14 protein-coding genes are annotated in these 15533 nt (G+C 66.0%); 6 read left to right on the forward strand and 8 right to left on the reverse strand.

All coding sequences use genetic code 11. From position 1 onward, the window contains the following. Nucleotides 1-16 precede the first annotated feature (16 nt). Nucleotides 17-3901 (reverse strand): ATP-dependent RNA helicase HrpA, encoded by a 3885-nt coding sequence (hrpA, locus tag ACMHYJ_RS14890; RefSeq protein WP_414246976.1) that lies wholly within the window; start codon nucleotides 3899-3901, stop codon nucleotides 17-19. Between the two features lie 141 nt (nucleotides 3902-4042). On the opposite strand from hrpA, the gene argA reads away from it, so the two are divergent. From argA to ACMHYJ_RS14910, 4 genes are read left to right on the forward strand one after another with little or no spacing between them, the layout of a single operon-like run. Further along, nucleotides 4043-5398 (forward strand): amino-acid N-acetyltransferase, encoded by a 1356-nt coding sequence (gene argA / locus ACMHYJ_RS14895; protein ID WP_414246977.1) that lies wholly within the window; start codon nucleotides 4043-4045, stop codon nucleotides 5396-5398. A gap of 32 nt (nucleotides 5399-5430) precedes the next feature. Beyond that, nucleotides 5431-6495: a dTDP-glucose 4,6-dehydratase gene (gene rfbB / locus ACMHYJ_RS14900; RefSeq protein WP_414246978.1), complete on the forward strand. Its 1065-nt coding sequence runs from the start codon at nucleotides 5431-5433 to the stop codon at nucleotides 6493-6495. Nucleotides 6496-6525: 30 nt separating this feature from the next. Beyond that, nucleotides 6526-7458 (forward strand): dTDP-4-dehydrorhamnose reductase, encoded by a 933-nt coding sequence (gene rfbD, locus ACMHYJ_RS14905; protein WP_414246979.1) that lies wholly within the window; start codon nucleotides 6526-6528, stop codon nucleotides 7456-7458. Further along, nucleotides 7455-7748 carry an oxidative damage protection protein gene (locus ACMHYJ_RS14910; protein ID WP_414246980.1) on the forward strand — a complete coding sequence of 98 codons (294 nt, stop codon included), beginning with the start codon at nucleotides 7455-7457 and terminating at the stop codon, nucleotides 7746-7748. The genes rfbD and ACMHYJ_RS14910 overlap by 4 nt, the downstream gene beginning before the upstream one ends. Before the next feature lie 100 nt (nucleotides 7749-7848). Here ACMHYJ_RS14910 and phoU read toward each other — a convergent pair whose 3' ends face one another. The 4 genes from phoU to ACMHYJ_RS14930 form a co-directional block, all read right to left on the reverse strand. Continuing rightward, nucleotides 7849-8568, reverse strand: coding sequence for a phosphate signaling complex protein PhoU (gene phoU, locus ACMHYJ_RS14915; RefSeq protein WP_414246981.1), 720 nt, complete (start codon nucleotides 8566-8568; stop codon nucleotides 7849-7851). A 239-nt stretch (nucleotides 8569-8807) separates the two neighbouring features. Further along, nucleotides 8808-9494 (reverse strand): ribose-5-phosphate isomerase RpiA, encoded by a 687-nt coding sequence (gene rpiA, locus ACMHYJ_RS14920; RefSeq protein ID WP_414246982.1) that lies wholly within the window; start codon nucleotides 9492-9494, stop codon nucleotides 8808-8810. Between the two features lie 104 nt (nucleotides 9495-9598). Beyond that, complete coding sequence (locus tag ACMHYJ_RS14925; protein WP_414246983.1) at nucleotides 9599-9763, reverse strand: DUF1328 domain-containing protein; 165 nt, start codon at nucleotides 9761-9763, stop codon at nucleotides 9599-9601. Nucleotides 9764-9800: 37 nt separating this feature from the next. After that, complete coding sequence (locus tag ACMHYJ_RS14930) at nucleotides 9801-10124, reverse strand: BON domain-containing protein (RefSeq protein WP_414246984.1); 324 nt, start codon at nucleotides 10122-10124, stop codon at nucleotides 9801-9803. Nucleotides 10125-10383: 259 nt separating this feature from the next. Between ACMHYJ_RS14930 and ACMHYJ_RS14935 the strand changes: the two genes are divergently transcribed. Further along, nucleotides 10384-11130 (forward strand): carbonic anhydrase, encoded by a 747-nt coding sequence (locus ACMHYJ_RS14935; protein ID WP_414246985.1) that lies wholly within the window; start codon nucleotides 10384-10386, stop codon nucleotides 11128-11130. Between the two features lie 60 nt (nucleotides 11131-11190). After that, entirely contained in the window at nucleotides 11191-12663 is a 1473-nt protein-coding gene (locus ACMHYJ_RS14940) for an inorganic phosphate transporter (RefSeq protein WP_414246986.1), read from the forward strand. A gap of 37 nt (nucleotides 12664-12700) precedes the next feature. Here the strand turns inward: ACMHYJ_RS14940 and ACMHYJ_RS14945 are convergent, their stop codons facing one another. From ACMHYJ_RS14945 to ACMHYJ_RS14955, 3 genes are read right to left on the reverse strand one after another with little or no spacing between them, the layout of a single operon-like run. After that, nucleotides 12701-13510: an ABC transporter permease subunit gene (locus tag ACMHYJ_RS14945; RefSeq protein ID WP_414246987.1), complete on the reverse strand. Its 810-nt coding sequence runs from the start codon at nucleotides 13508-13510 to the stop codon at nucleotides 12701-12703. Continuing rightward, entirely contained in the window at nucleotides 13510-14409 is a 900-nt protein-coding gene (locus ACMHYJ_RS14950; RefSeq protein WP_414246988.1) for an ABC transporter permease subunit, read from the reverse strand. Before ACMHYJ_RS14950 ends, ACMHYJ_RS14945 begins: the two co-directional genes overlap by 1 nt. Continuing rightward, nucleotides 14406-15530: an ABC transporter ATP-binding protein gene (locus tag ACMHYJ_RS14955; protein ID WP_414246989.1), complete on the reverse strand. Its 1125-nt coding sequence runs from the start codon at nucleotides 15528-15530 to the stop codon at nucleotides 14406-14408. The genes ACMHYJ_RS14950 and ACMHYJ_RS14955 overlap by 4 nt, the downstream gene beginning before the upstream one ends. Between the last annotated feature and the right edge of the window lie 3 nt (nucleotides 15531-15533).

The following is a 15533-nucleotide window of genomic DNA, read 5'->3' on the forward strand; positions in this document are numbered from 1 at the left end:
GGATTTTCCCGGGCCCTTAACGGGGCATGGCCGCCCAGGTCTTTTGCAAACGCTTGACCGACACGGGAAACGGCGTGCGCAGCGTTTGCGCAAACAACGCCACCCGCAATTCCTCCAGCTGCCAGCGAAACGCATCCAGCTGCGCGTCCGGGGCCCCTTTCAAGGCGGCCCGGGCCCGCTGCCACGGGGTGATCAAAGGGGCCATCTCGGCCATCAGGCGGGCATCGCGCGCGGGGTCTGCGCGCAGCTTGTCGACACGCATCTGGGCGGCCTTCAGGTAGCGCGGCACATGCTTGAGTTGTTCCGCCGGCGTTTCCTGGATGAACCGGGGGTCCACCAGGGCATCCAACTGCTGGCGGATATCCTGCTGGGCAGCCGGCCAGGGCTTGGCCTGGGGCAGCTTTTTTTGCAAGGCGGCGCGTTCCTGCAAGATCGCCCCCACCAAGCGGGCCAATTCCTGCGCCAGCAGGTTCAGGCGGGTTCGGGCGTCCTCGCTGCGCCGGGCGAAGGATTCGGCGCAATCCGGCCAGGGCTCCATCAGGCAGGCCTGGTCAAGCGCGGCATCGATCAACTGATCGCGCAAATCCTCCTGGCTGCCCAGATCCATGAACAGCAAGGCCAGGCGGGTCAGGTCGGGCAGGTTTTTCTCCAGGTAGCGTACCTGCTCGCGCAAGGCCAGGCGAAACAGGCGGCGCAGGCCAACGGCATGCACGCGGCGGGCCTGCAGGGGGTCGTCGAACACATCCAGGTCGCAGCACTCGCCCCGGTCGCGCAAGGCGGGATAGCCGATGAGCGATTGCCCGCCCCGATGGATTTCCAGCAGTTCCGGCAGCGCCCCGAAGGTCCATGCGGTCAGGTGCTCGTGTTCCAGCACCTGGGCGGCCTGATGATCCTTGGCGGCCAGTTGCTGGAACGAAGCCTGGGCCTCGCGGCCATGCTCGGCGCGCAGCTGATCCAGGCTGCGCCCGCCCGACAGCATGCGGCCATGCGCGTCGACCACCTTGAAATTCATGAACAGATGCGCGGGCAAGGTTTCCAGCTTGAAATCCGTGGCCGCCAGACGAATCCTGCACTGCGCCCAGACGTCCTGCGCGATGGCGTCCAGCAGCCCCATGCCCGGATCGGCGGCGCGCTCGAACCAGCGGTCGTGAAACCCGGCGGCATAATCCGGCAAGGGTACGCAATGGCGGCGCAGCTTCTGCGGCAGGGATTTCAGCAACAGGTGGACTTTTTCCTTCAGCATCCCGGGCACCAGCCACTCGCAGCGCGCCGCATCGATCTGGTTAAGCGCAAACAGGGGCACTGTCAGCGTCATGCCGTCGCGCGGCGAACCGGGCTCGAAGTGGTAGTCCACCGCCAGCTCCGCGCCCGCCCAGGACAGGCGGCGCGGAAAGACTTCGGTCGTGACCCCGGCGGCATCGTGCTGCATCAGGTCGTCGCGGCTGAGTTTCAGGCGATTGGCCCGGGCCGCGTCCAGCGTGGCCACCCAGGCTTCCAGCGTGGCGGTCTGGCAGACATCCGGCGGGATTTGCTGGTCGTAGAAGGCGAAGATCAGGGCATCGTCCACCAGGATGTCGGGCCGGCGGCTCTGGTGTTCCAGGCGTTCGATGGATGCGATCAGGCGCCGGTTGTGGGCGATGAACGGCAGTTTGCCGTCGATCTCCCCCGGCACCAGGGCATCGCGGATGAAAATTTCGCGCGCGGCCTTCGGGTCGATGCGGCCGTAATGCACGCGCCGCCCGGTGTATACCGGCAGGCCGTGCACCGTGCCGCGTTCATTGGCCACCACCTGCCCCGCCTTTTTTTCCCAACGCGGATCGGACCAGGCTTTTTTCAGCAGGTGTGCGCCGGCTTTTTCCACCCAGGCGGGCTCGATCTGCGCCACGCAACGGGCATACAGGCGGGTGGTTTCGACGAGTTCGGCCGCCAGAACCCAGCGGCCCGCTTTTTTTTGCAGCGGCGAACCCGGATGAATGGCGAAGCGGATGTCCCGCGCCCCCTGGTACAGGCTGGCGTCGTCGGATTTCATGCCGATATTGCCCAGCAGGCCGGCCAGCAGGGCCAGGTGCAGCTGTTCCCGGGTGGCCGGCGTCTGGTTCAGCCGCCAGCCTTGCTCTCGCGCCAAGGTCAGCAGCTGGGTGTGGGTGTCGCGCCACTCGCGCAGGCGGATGGGGGACAGGAACTTGGCCCGCAGCTGATCCACGAGTTTGCGCTGGGAGGCCTTGTGGGCGACTTGCTCGCCATACCAGGCCCACAGCTTCAGCCAGGACTGGAACTCGGACTGCTTGTCCCGGAACAAGGCGTGGGCCTGGTCGGCGGCCTCGCGCGCCTGCATGGGCCGGTCGCGCGGATCCTGGATGGACAGGGCCGAGGCGATCACCAGGATTTCCGTCAGGCACTGCTGTTCGTGCGCCGCGTGGATCATGCGGGCGATGCGCGGGTCCACCGGCAGCTTGGCCAGCACCCGGCCCACGGCGGTCAGGCGGTTGCGCTCGTCCAGCGCGCCCAGTTCCTGCAGCAGCTGGTAGCCGTCCGCAATCGCCCGGCCCGCGGGGGGCTCGACGAAGGGAAAGGCCTCGACGTCATCCAGCCGCAGGGCCTTCATGCGCAAGATCACCGAGGCCAGCGAAGACCGCAGGATTTCGGGGTCGGTGAACGGGGCGCGCTGTTTGAAATCCTGTTCGGCATACAGGCGGATGCACACCCCCGGCCCCAGGCGGCCGCAGCGCCCCGCCCGCTGGTTGGCCGAGGCCTGGCTGATGGCCTCGATGCGCAGCTGCTCGACCTTACTGCGCCAGGAATAGCGCTTGATGCGGGCCAGGCCGCTGTCGACCACATAGCGGATGCCGGGCACCGTCAGCGAGGTCTCGGCCACGTTGGTGGCCAGCACGATGCGCCGCTGATTGCCGCGCGGATGGAAAATCTGTTCTTGCTCGGCCCGCGACAGGCGGGCATACAGGGGCAGAACCAGGGCGCCCACGGGGTGGCGCTTGCGCAGGGCCTCGGCGCATTCGCGGATTTCGCGTTCGCCGGGCAGAAACACCAGCACGTCGCCCGCGCCATGGCGGGCGCACTCGTCCACCCCATCGACCACGGCATCGACCAGGTCGCGTTCTTCGTCGCCGCGCGCGGCGGCGTCGGCCGGTTCGTCATCCGGGCGAATGGGCCGGTAGCGGATCTCGACGGGATACAGGCGGCCGGACACCTGGATGACCGGCGCGGGCCCCGCCGCGCCGGCGAAATGCCGGGCGAAGCGGTCGGCGTCGATGGTGGCCGAGGTAATGATCAGCTTGAGATCGGGCCGCCGCGCCAGCAACTGCTTCAGAAAGCCCAACAGAAAGTCGATATTCAGGCTGCGTTCGTGGGCTTCGTCGATGATCAGGGTATCGTAGCGGCGCAGCAGGGGGTCGCGCTGGGTTTCCGCCAGCAAAATGCCGTCGGTCATCAGCTTGATGGCGGTCGCCGGGCCGGATCGGTCGCTGAAGCGGATCTGGTAGCCCACCCAGTCGCCCAGTTCGGTACGGAGTTCTTCGGCCACCCGCTGGGCGACCGAGGTGGCCGCCAGCCGGCGGGGCTGGGTGTGACCGATCATCCCCTGGCGGCCGCGCCCCAGCGCCAGGCAAATCTTGGGCAGTTGCGTGGTCTTGCCCGAGCCGGTTTCGCCGCACACGATGACCACGGGATGGGCCTCGATCGCCGCCGCGATGTCCTGGCGGCACGCGCTGACGGGGAGTTCTTCGGGATAGACGATGACGGGCAGCGGCCGGTCGCCGGCGCCGGCGGGCGCTGCCGCGGGCCGGGGCGGCCGGCCGGCGGCGGACGCGCCCGGCGGATGCGCGGCGGAGGCGGAGCGCGGCCCGCGAACGGCGCGACGGGGCTTGGAAGCGAGGGAGTCTGACAAAAGCGGTAATTCCACGAAAGAGGCCTGCCGACCACAAAAAACGAGGGGGCGGCCCGGCGGCGCCGGCGCGGCTGTCGGCAAAACACAATCCCTTATTATAATTTCGGAGATCAGCCCCAGTCGCCGTCACCAAGCCTTGCCATGAGCGTCACAGAAACCGATACCTATTCAGCCCAGGATGCCCCCGAGTTCGCCCCAGCCCAGTTCGTGCGCTGGTTTCGCGAGGTGGCGCCCTACGTGCACGATTTTCGCGGCAAGACCTTCGTGGTGGCGTTTGGCGGCGAACTCATCGAAGACGACGGCCTGGAGCCGCTGGTGGCCGATCTGTCCCTGCTGTCGGCGCTGGGGATCAAGCTGGTGCTGGTGCACGGGTCGCGCCCGCAGGTCAACGAGCAGCTGCGCCTGAAAGGCTACACCACGCAGTTTGGCCGGGGCACCGAGCCCACGACCCCGGAAGCCCTGGAATGCGCCAAGGAAGCCGCCGGTGAAATCCGCCTGGACATCGAGGCCGCCTTCAGCCAGGGGCTGCCCAACACCCCGATGTCGCACGCCAAGATCCGCGTGATCTCCGGCAACTTCGTCACCGCCCGGCCGGTCGGCGTCATCGACGGCGTCGACTACCGCCGCGCCGGCACGGTGCGCAAGCTGGACATCGACGTCATGCACAACGTCATCAGCCAGGGGGCCATCGTGCTCTTGTCGCCGCTGGGTTTTTCCCCCACGGGCGAAGCCTTCAATCTGGCCATGGAAGACCTGGCCACCAACGCCGCCGTGGCCCTGCGCGCCGAAAAACTGATCTTCCTGACCCAGAACCGCACCGTCACGGAAGTCGACGGTTCGGTGGACACCGAACTGGCCCGCAAGGACGCCGACGACCTGCTGGCGCAAAATGTGCTGGACGAAGACACCACGGCGTTCCTGCGGCACGCCTCGCTGGCGGTCAAGCGCGGGGTGGCCCGCGCCCACTTGGTGCCCTACACCCTGGACGGCAGCATCCTGCTGGAAATCTTCACCCACGACGGGGTGGGCACCATGGTGGTCGAGGACACCCTGGAAGACCTGCGTCCCGCCGTGGCCGACGACGTCGGCGCCATCGTGCAGCTGATCGAACCCCTGGAAGCCGACGGCACCCTGGTGCCGCGCGGGCGGGCCGTCATCGAGCGCGATGTGGAAAAATTCACCGTGCTGGAGCACGACGGGGTGATCTACGGCTGCGTGTCCGTCATCCCCTACGCCAACACAGGCATGGCGGAAATGGCCTGCCTGATCGTACACCCCGAATGGCAGGGCACCGGCGACGGCGAAAAACTGCTGCGCCACGCCGAGACCAGCGCGCGGGCGCTGGGGGCCCGGCGCCTGTTCGTGCTGACCACCCGCACCTCCCACTGGTTCCTGAAACGCGGCTTCGTCCAGGGCGGGGTGTCCGACCTGCCCCAAGAAAAGCGCGCCCACTATAATCATTCGCGCAACAGCCTGATTTTCATCAAAAGGCTGTAAACCGCGATGACTGCCACACACGAGACCCCAAGATGAAAATCCTAGTCACGGGCGGGGCGGGCTTTATCGGCTCGGCCCTGGTTCGCCACCTGATCCACCACACCCCGCATGCGGTGGTCAACGTCGACAAGCTGACCTACGCCGGCAACCTGGAGTCCCTGGCCCCTGTCGCCGACGACCCGCGCTACGCCTTCGAGCACCGGGACATCTGCGATGCCGCCGGGCTGGCGGACGTCTTCGCCCGGCACCGGCCCGATGCCGTGATGCACCTGGCGGCCGAGTCCCACGTGGATCGTTCCATCGACGGGCCGTCGGCTTTCATCCAGACCAATATGGTCGGCACCTACACCCTGCTGGAAGCCGCCCGGCGGCACTGGCTCACGCTGGACGAATCGGCCAGGCCGGGTTTTCGCTTTCATCACATTTCCACCGACGAGGTCTATGGCGACCTGGCCGACGCCGGCGGCCTCTTCACCGAAACCACGCCCTATGCGCCCAGCTCGCCGTATTCCGCCAGCAAGGCGGGGTCGGATCACCTGGTGCGCGCCTGGCACCGCACCTACGGCCTGCCCGTCCTGGTGACCAACTGCTCGAACAACTACGGCCCCTATCATTTCCCCGAAAAGCTGATCCCGCTGGTGATTCTGAACGCCCTGGAAGGCAAGCCCTTGCCCGTCTACGGGCAAGGGCTGCAAATCCGCGACTGGCTGTACGTCGAAGACCACGCCCGCGCCTTGCTGCGCGTGCTGGAAGCCGGCGCGCCGGGGGAAACCTACAACATCGGCGGCCACAACGAACAACGCAACATCGACGTGGTGCGCGCCATCTGCGACCTGCTGGAAACCCTGGCCCCGCAACATCCCGCCGGGGTCGCGCACTACCGGGATCTGATCACCCACGTCGCCGACCGGCCCGGGCACGACCTGCGCTACGCCATCGACGCGGGAAAAATCCAGCGCGAACTGGGCTGGACGCCGCAGGAAACCTTCGACAGCGGGCTGCGCAAGACCGTGCAATGGTATCTGGCCCACCGCGACTGGTGCCGCAACGTGCAGGACGGCAGCTACCAGCGCCAGCGCCTGGGCCTGACCGCCTGATCGTTCTCCGGGGATTTGAACCATATGGACATGGACACACCGCTGCGCATCCTGGTGACGGGCGCCAACGGCCAATTGGGCCGTTCTCTCCAGGCCCTGGCCGCCCCGCTGGCCGGCCGGATTCACTATGCCTTCACCGACCGCGACAGCCTGGACATCACCAGCGATGCGGCCATCGGGCGCTGGCTGGACGCGCACCCGGCGGATTGCCTGGTCAACGCGGCGGCCTATACGGCGGTCGACCGCGCCGCCGACGAGTTGGATACGGCGCTGGCCATCAATGCCCAGGCCCCGGCCTTGCTGGCCCGGCACTGCGCCCGCCGCGGCATGCGCCTGCTGCACGTATCCACCGACTACGTCTTCGACGGCACCCTGGATCGGCCCTATCGGGCCGACGACCCCACCCGGCCCCTGAACACCTATGGCCGCAGCAAGCGCCAGGGCGAGGAAGCCGTGCTGCAGGCCGCCCCGGATGCCCTGGTCGTGCGCACCAGCTGGGTGTTCAGCGCCTGGGGCGACAATTTCGTGCGCACCATGCTGCGCCTGGGCCAGCAGCGCGATCACCTGCGGGTGATCGACGACCAGGTGGGCGGCCCCACCTGGGCGGGACACTTGGCGCAGGCCCTGCACCAGCTCGCGCAGCGCCTGCACACCCCCGGCCTGCACACCCCGGGGGGCCTCTATCATTTCAGTGGAACCCCCGACGTCAGCTGGCATGGCTTCGCCCGGGAAATCTTCACCCAGGCCGTGGCGCGCGGCATGCTGGCCCGCGCGCCCGCCCTGGCCCCGATTCCGGCCAGCGACTGGCCTTCACCCGAGCCCCGGCCCGCCAATAGCCGGCTGGACTGCGACAAGCTGGAGGCCCTGCTGGGGCCGCTGGAACGCGACTGGCGCATCGGCCTGGGCCGGGTGCTGGACGCCTGGCGCGACGACGCGCCACCCCGAACCGAGACTTTGCGATGACGCGTATGATTCACTGCCGTAAACTGAAGCGCGAGGCCCCCGGCCTGGATTACCCGCCGTACCCCGGCGAAATCGGCGCCCGCATCTGGCGCGAAATCTCGCGCGATGCCTGGGCGAAATGGCTGGACATCCAGACCCGCCTGGTCAATGAAAACCACCTCAGCCTGGCCGAACCCGAAGCGCGGAAATTCCTGGCCGAACGCATGCGGGCTTTTTTATTCGACGACCAGGACGTCGAAGCGCAGGGCTACACGCCAAGCCAGGCCGCGACGGACGGCCCCCGGCCCTGACACTGCGGGGGAAACACCGAAGCCTGCCACATCGGCCTGCTGGGCGGCCACCCGGCCCTGACGCCGTGGGGGAAACACCCCCCGCCCGGGCCGGCCGGCGTTAATCACGCGGCTGGGCCGGTTCGCCTCGCGCCAGGCGTTCGGTGTTGCTGACCCCGGTATGGCGCACGTCGTCGCCGCGCACCATGTAGATGACGCGCTCGGCCATGTTCTTGGCATGGTCGCCGATGCGTTCCAGCGCCCGCGCAATGAAGATCAGGTCGATGGAACGGGAAATCGTGCGCGGATCCTCGATCATGTAGGTGATGATGTGGCGCAGCGTGGCTTTCCATTCTTTGTCCACGTCCTTGTCGTTGCGCACCACCTGGGCGGCGGCCACCGGGTCTTCGCGGGCGAAGGCATCCAGGGCGGCGCGGATCATGCTGGCCACGGCATCGGCCATGTGGCGCAATTCGACCACGGGCTCGTAGGCCGAATCGGCCTCGTGCAGACGGCGCGCCACCTTGGCGATCTTCTCGGCCTCGTCGCCGCAGCGTTCCATGTCGGTCAGCATTTTGGAAATCGACAGCAGCAGGCGGAGATCCACCGCCGTGGGCTGGTTGCGCGCAATCAGCTGGCCGATGCGCTCGTCGATGTCGACCTCGAACTGGTTGACCTGTTTTTCGTGCGCCCGGACGCGATCCACCCACTGCAACTGGCCTTCGGTCAGGGCTCGCATGCTATCCAGCACCATGGACTCGACCAGCCCGCCCATCTGCAAAAACAGGGAGCGCGTGGTTTCTAGTTCGGCATGAAATAATTTATTGGTGTGTTCCAGCATCTAGGGGCCTCTGTCTGCCTATGATGAAGGCGAATGTAACAAAGCAAAGGGTAGCATTGCGCCGATGGAATGGAAAGCCGGCGGCCTGCGCGGATAAAGAGATGGGCACACGATAGCAGGCGATCATGACAAGGCCATGACAAGACACGGCCTGGCCATGGCCAAAGCTGCCGGGGGACAGGCCCGGGGCACGCCGGCTGGCCCCCGGACGCCAGCCCGCCAGCGGCGCGGACAGGGGCTCAATCGTCTTGCAATGCCAGCCGGGACACGCCGTCCTGGCCAGCCACCAGCGCCACATGGGCGCCCGAAATCGCAAACAGGCCGCAGCAGACGACGCCGGGGATATTATTCAGCAAAGCCTCGAAGGCGGCGGGATCGCCCTGGTAGTCCAGGCCGGCCACATCCAGGATCTGGTTGCCGTTGTCGGTGACGAAATCGGCGCGCAGCCGGGGCAGGCCGCCCAGCTGGCGGATTTCACGCGCTACCGCTTCGCGCGCCAGCGGAATGACCTCGATGGGCAGGTCGAAGCCGCCCAGCTGCGACACCAGTTTGGTGTCATCCACGATGCAGACAAAGCGGTCGGCCACCGAGGAAACGATTTTTTCACGCGTCAAGGCCCCGCCTCCGCCCTTGATCATGTTCAGTTGGTGGTCAATCTCGTCGGCCCCATCCACATACAGGGCCGTGCCGGGAACGTCGTTCAAATCCAGCACGGCGATGCCCGCCGCCTGCAGGCGGCGGGTGCTGCGTTCGGAGCTGGACACCGCCGCCTGGAAGGCGTCGCGGTGCGCAGCCAGCAGGTCGATGAAGCGATCCACCGTGGATCCGGTGCCCACCCCCAGGATACTGTCGGGCTGCAATTGAGGCAGCACATAGTCCAGCGCGGCCTGGGCGGCCTGTTGCTTGAGTTGATCCTGGGTAAACATGGGGCCATCATCCATTCAGTGTCGGAAAGGCCCCATTTTAAAGGGAGCGCCGGCCGCCCGCCAGGGCGAGACAACCGCCCATGGCGCCACGCGGCTCGGCGACCTCAGAGCTTGGGGCGGCGACCGGTGATCAACGAGACCACGAACAGTATCAGGAAGATGACGAACAGCACCTTGGCAATTGTGGCGGCAACCCCGGCCACACCGAAAAAACCCAGGAACCCGGCAACCAGGGCGATGACCAAGAAAACAAGCGCATAGTGCAACATAAGATCTCCTTTGGAAAAATCAGGACAGGCGACGGCCTCAGGGTTGAACCACCAGGTTGTTGTGCACCGCGCTGACCCCCGACACCGTGCGGGCGATGTCTCCCGCCCGCGCGCGCTCGGATTCAGAGGAAGCGAACCCGGACAACTGCACGATCCCGCCGCGAATGGTCTTGACATTGATGTTCGCCGCAGGGCCCGCGCCCATCTGATCCGCCAGCTGGGCCTTGACCTTCGTGGTGACGACGGAACCGTCCACGTACTGGCCGACGGATTCCTGGTGATTGGCAACGGAACAGCCCGCCAACACGGCGGCGGACAAGCCGACAACAGCGGCAAAAGCGATGTGATGTACGGTTTTCAAGGGCTTCTCCTGTAAGACGACAGGCCTCCACCCTACCCCTTCAGGCCGTCCAAGTGATGACACAGGTTTTCCAAATGCTACTTTAATGCAGGAAAATCCCGGCGACGCCCCTCGGCTGAACACCCGCCGCCGGCGCAATAAAACCCGTGGGAAAAGTTGCGGATTAAAGTATCATGAGACCGCTTCCTCTCTGATTTTTCCGCTTTCCGGCACCCGTCTTGCCGCAATCTTCCAGACAACCCATTCAAGGGGACATTCTATGTGCGACTCACCCCATTGCCTGCATGCGCAGGCAGGTTCTCGCCGCGCGTTTCTGCGCACCTCCGCCGCGTTGGCCTGGACGGCATCGGCCGGCCTGGGCGGGCTGTTCAGTCCAGCCGCCTGGGCCGCCGCCCCGCCAAAACCGGAAAACGTCCTGTCGCCCGCCGACGCGCTGCAGCGCCTGGCCGAAGGCAACCAGCGTTATGTGTCGGGGGTGATGCTGCGCCACCGCTTCGCGCCCGAACGCCCGGCCCTGGCGGGCGGGCAGAACCCGTATGCCGCCATCCTGGGCTGCGCGGATTCGCGCGTGGTGCCCGAATACGCCTTCGACAGCGGCCGGGGCGACCTGTTCGTGACCCGGGTGGCGGGCAATGTCGTCAACGACGACATGCTGGGCAGCCTGGAATACGCGGTGGCGGTGCTGAGAGTTCCGGTGATCCTGGTTCTGGGGCACGACCGATGCGGGGCCGTGGGGGCCGCCGTCAAGGCGGTGCGGGAACACACCGTATTTCCCGGACACATCCAGACACTGGCCAATGCGCTGGCCCCGGCCGTGCGCCAGCTGGGCCCGCAGCACCAGAACGTGCTGGACGCGGCCATCGCCGAGAACGTGCGCCAGGGCGTGACGGCCCTGGCGGCGCAATCGGACATCCTCGCCCAGGCGCAACAGGCCGGGAAACTGAAGATCGCGGGCGGCATATACCGCCTGGACACTGGCAAGGTGGATTTCCTGGCGTCGCCCTGAGCAAAAACGGCAACTGCAAAAATTTGCAATAATGCCGCGTCTTCTGTCCGCATTCCTATCATGTTCGACCTATTCTCCGGGCTGCCGCTGGCCGTCGGGTTCAGCCTGGTGCTGGCGCTGGCGCTCGTCCTGGCCTTTGAATTCATCAACGGTTTTCACGACACGGCCAACGCCGTCGCCACGGTCATCTACACCAAGGCCATGCCACCCCATCTGGCGGTGTTCTTCTCGGGCATCTGCAACTTTCTCGGGGTCTTGCTGGGCGGGGTGGGGGTTGCCTATGCCATCGTGCATTTATTGCCCATCGACGTCCTGCTCAACCTGGAGAACGGCCGCAGCCTGGCCATGGTGTATTCCATCCTGGCGGCCGCCATCGTCTGGAACCTGGGCACTTGGTATCTGGGGATTCCCTCGTCCAGTTCGCACACGCTGATCGGAGCGATCCTGGGCGTCGGCGTGGTCAACGCCCTGCTGACCGACCTGCCCGTCAGCACCGGCGTCAACTGGGGCAAGGCGCTGGACATCGGCCTGTCGCTGATTATCTCCCCGCTGGCCGGCTTCGTGATCGCCGGCCTGATGCTGCTGGCACTGAAAAAGCTGTTCGTGGGCTCGAAAATGCACAAGACGCCCGAACAGCGCCGCACCATCGACAACAAGAAACACCCACCCTTCTGGAACCGGCTGATCCTGGTGCTGTCGGCCATGAGCGTCAGCTTCGTGCATGGGTCGAACGACGGGCAAAAGGGCATTGGCTTGATCATGCTGGTGCTGATCGGCATCGTGCCGGCCAAGTTCATCCTGGATCCGGGAGCCACGCCCTACCAGATCCAGCGCACTTATGATGCCACCGTGCACCTGCACAGCCTGTACACGCGCAATGCCGACGTCCTGGACGAGTTCCTGGCGCTGCGGACGCCGCCCGCCCCGCTGGCCCAGGATTTCCGCTGCAACCCCAGGAACACGCCGTCCACCATCCAGGCCGTGCGCCTCAGCCTGGACGGCATACATGCCTACAATGAACTGCCGCCCGCAGTGCGCGGGCAAGTGCGCCGCTATTTGCTGTGCCTGGACGATACGGCCCGCCGGGTCGCCGGCCTGGGGGTGCTGCCCGCCGCTGAAGCGGCCGACCTGCAGCGCCTGCGCCGCGACCTGACCGCCACAGCCGAATACGCCCCCTTGTGGGTGATCGCCGCCGTCGCCCTGGCCCTGGGGGTGGGCACCATGGTGGGCTGGCGCCGGGTCGTGGTGACCGTGGGCGAAAAAATCGGCAAGCAAGGGATGACCTACGCCCAGGGGATGTCGGCCCAGATCACCGCCGTGGCGGCCATCGGGGTGGCCAACCTGTTCAGCCTGCCGGTCTCCACCACCCAGGTGCTGTCGTCCGGGGTGGCCGGCACCATGGTGGCCAACCGCAGCGGCCTGCACAATGGCACGGTGCGCACGATTCTGCTGGCCTGGCTGCTGACCTTCCCGATCAGCATGCTGCTGTCGGCCGGCCTGTTCAGCCTGACGGTCATGGCGCTGAAGATATAGCGGAGACACGGACGGGACGGGCGGCCAGGCCCCGGCCCTATCCCGTCTGGGTTTTCCCGGCCTGGATCTGCATGCGGTTCAGCGCCACCACGATGACCCCCACCAGCACGATGAACAAGGTGGCCAGGGCATTGATCTCGGGCTTCAGGCCCAGGCGCACGCGGGAAAAGACTTCCAGCGGCAAGGTGGTATAGCCCGGCCCCGACAAAAAGGCCGCCACCACCACGTCATCCAGGGACAGGGTGAACGCCAGCAGCCAGGCCGCCATCAGGGCGGGGGCGATCAGCGGCAGGGTGATGGCGAAAAATACTTTCAAGGGGGACGCCCCCAGGTCGAGTGCGGCTTCTTCCAGGGAGCGATCCAGGTCGCGCACCCGCGACTGGATGATGACCGCCACATAGGCCGTGCACAGGGTGACGTGCCCCACCCAGATGGTGAACAGGCCATTGCCGTCCGGCCAGCCAAAGAGCTTGGACATTTCCACGAACATGAGCAACAGGGAAATGCCCAGCACGACCTCCGGCATGACCAGCGGGGCGCAGAGCATGCCGATGTACAGGCCAAAGCCGCGAAAGCGCCCCATGCGGGCCAGCACATAGCCCGCCCAGGTGCCGATGACCACGGCCGCCGTGGCCGTCAGTAAGGCGATCAACAGCGACAGGCGGGCGGCGGCCAGCAAGGCCTGATCCTGGAACAGCGCGCGATACCAGCGCAAGGAAAACCCCGACCAGGAATTCATCAGCGTGGAATCGTTGAAGGAAAACACCATCAGGCAGACGATGGGCACATACAGAAAGCCATAGCCCACCACCAGCGACAAGAAACGGAACCAGGACGACTGCCGCATCAGGCCCCCCGGCCGGTCAATTGGCGGGCCTGGTTGTACTGGAACAGCGACAGCGGCACCAGCAGCAGCAGAACCATCACGCAGGTGACGGCGGCGGCCATGGGCCAGTCCGCGTTATTGAAGAATTCATTCCACATGACGCGCCCCATCATCAGGGTATTGGCCCCACCCAGCATCTCCGGGATGACGTATTCGCCCACCGAGGGGATGAACACCAGCATGGCCCCGGCCACAACCCCCGGCATGGACAGCGGCAGCGTGACGTTAAGAAACACTTGCCAGGGCCGGGCGCCCAGGTCGTAGGCGGCCTCCAGCAGACGGTTGTCCAGCTTGACCAGATTGGCATACAGCGGCAGGATGAAAAACGGCAGGTAGGCGTAGACCAGCCCGACATACACGGCCCAATCGGTGCGATAGATTTCCAGCGGGGCGTCGATGAGCCCCAGGCCCATCAGCAGATTGTTCAGCAAGCCGTCGTTGCGCAGAATGCCCACCCAGGCGTACACGCGCAACAGCAGCGAGGTCCAGAACGGCAGAATCACCCCCAGCAGCAGCAGATTGCGAACCTGCGGGCGCGAACGGGCGATCTGGTAGGCCATGGGATAGCCGATCAGCGCGCAGCACAGGGTCGTCACCAGGGCCATCTTGACCGAATTGAGATACACCGCCACGTACAGGCTGTCGGTGAACAGCAGGATGTAGCCGCGCAGGTGCAGGGCCAGCGACAGGGTTTCGTCTTCCAGCGTGGCGATGGGCAGATAAGGCGGGATACCGAACTGCAGATCCGAAAAGCTGATTTTCAACACCAGCAGAAACGGCACCAGCAAAAACAGCATCAGCCAGACAAAGGGGACGGCGATCGCCCACTGCCGGGCGCTGGGACGGCGACCGCGGATCATGAGGCCAGCACGGCGCCGGCATCGTGCGACCAGCTGACGTAGATTTCTTCGTCCACGCCGGGCGCATCGGACTGGCTCCAGTCCAGGGTGGGCACGCTGGCCTCGATCACCTGGCCCGCGTCCAGGCGGATCTGGTAGCGCGCATAGCTGCCCATCCAGGCGACGTGCGACACCATGCCGTGGCCCCAGTTGAAGTCGGATTCCGGGGCCTGGCGGGCCACGCGGATCTGCTCGGGCCGGATCGACACATGGACTTCCATGCCCAGGGGTTCGCTGATCCCGTGGCTGACGAACAAGGGCCGGGACAGGGCGTCGCTTTCGATCTGGACGTGGTCGGGCTCGTCCACCACGATGGTGCCGGTAAAGAGATTGGTGGAGCCGATGAAGCCCGCCACGAAGCGCGTGCTGGGAAAGGTGTAAACGTCGCGCGGCGTGCCGCACTGCACGATCTGGCCATCGCTCATGACAGCCAGGCGGCTGGCCATGGTCATGGCTTCCTCCTGGTCGTGCGTGACCATGATGCAGGTGACGCCCACCTGATCCAGGATCTTGACCAGCTCGATCTGCGTGGCCTGGCGGATTTGCTTGTCCAGGGCCGACATGGGCTCATCCAGCAGCAGCAGCTTGGGGCGCTTCACCAGGCTGCGCGCCAGGGCCACGCGCTGCTGCTGGCCGCCCGACAACTGATGCGGCTTACGCCGGGCGTAGCCCGCCATCTGCACCAGGTCCAGGGCCTCGAAGACGCGCTCGTGGATTTCGTGACGCGCCACGCCTTCTTGCTTGAGCCCGAAGGCCACGTTGGCCTCGACCGTCATGTGGGGAAACAAGGCGTAGGACTGGAACATCATGTTGACCGGCCGCCGGTGCGGCGGCAGGCTGGTGATGTCCTCGTCGTCCAGGATGATGCGCCCGGAGGTGGGTTCTTCGAACCCGGCCAGCATGCGCAGCAGGGTGGATTTGCCGCAGCCCGAGCTGCCCAGCAGCGCGAAGACTTCGTGGCGGCGCACCGACAGGCTGACCGAGCGCACCGCCACCGTGTCGCCGAAGATTTTGACGACATCCTCGATGCGCACGAAATCATCGGCCTCGCCCTGGCGGGGCATGCCGCGCGGGTCCTGCATCAC

The sequence above is a fragment of the Castellaniella hirudinis genome (assembly GCF_047468865.1).
In the GTDB taxonomy this organism is placed as follows: domain Bacteria; phylum Pseudomonadota; class Gammaproteobacteria; order Burkholderiales; family Burkholderiaceae_B; genus Castellaniella; species Castellaniella hirudinis_A.

Excerpts from the sequence above, each read along its gene's own strand:
- argA (WP_414246977.1), top strand. The coding sequence starts at position 4,043 with ATGAGCGTCACAGAAACCGATACCTATTCAGCCCAGGATGCCCCCGAG.
- rfbB (WP_414246978.1), top strand. The coding sequence starts at position 5,431 with ATGAAAATCCTAGTCACGGGCGGGGCGGGCTTTATCGGCTCGGCCCTG.
- rfbD (WP_414246979.1), top strand. The coding sequence starts at position 6,526 with ATGGACACACCGCTGCGCATCCTGGTGACGGGCGCCAACGGCCAATTG.
- ACMHYJ_RS14910 (WP_414246980.1), top strand. The coding sequence starts at position 7,455 with ATGACGCGTATGATTCACTGCCGTAAACTGAAGCGCGAGGCCCCCGGC.
- phoU (WP_414246981.1), bottom strand. The coding sequence starts at position 8,568 with ATGCTGGAACACACCAATAAATTATTTCATGCCGAACTAGAAACCACG.
- rpiA (WP_414246982.1), bottom strand. The coding sequence starts at position 9,494 with ATGTTTACCCAGGATCAACTCAAGCAACAGGCCGCCCAGGCCGCGCTG.
- ACMHYJ_RS14925 (WP_414246983.1), bottom strand. The coding sequence starts at position 9,763 with ATGTTGCACTATGCGCTTGTTTTCTTGGTCATCGCCCTGGTTGCCGGG.
- ACMHYJ_RS14935 (WP_414246985.1), top strand. The coding sequence starts at position 10,384 with ATGTGCGACTCACCCCATTGCCTGCATGCGCAGGCAGGTTCTCGCCGC.
- ACMHYJ_RS14940 (WP_414246986.1), top strand. The coding sequence starts at position 11,191 with ATGTTCGACCTATTCTCCGGGCTGCCGCTGGCCGTCGGGTTCAGCCTG.
- ACMHYJ_RS14945 (WP_414246987.1), bottom strand. The coding sequence starts at position 13,510 with ATGCGGCAGTCGTCCTGGTTCCGTTTCTTGTCGCTGGTGGTGGGCTAT.
- ACMHYJ_RS14950 (WP_414246988.1), bottom strand. The coding sequence starts at position 14,409 with ATGATCCGCGGTCGCCGTCCCAGCGCCCGGCAGTGGGCGATCGCCGTC.
- ACMHYJ_RS14955 (WP_414246989.1), bottom strand. The coding sequence starts at position 15,530 with ATGCAGGACCCGCGCGGCATGCCCCGCCAGGGCGAGGCCGATGATTTC.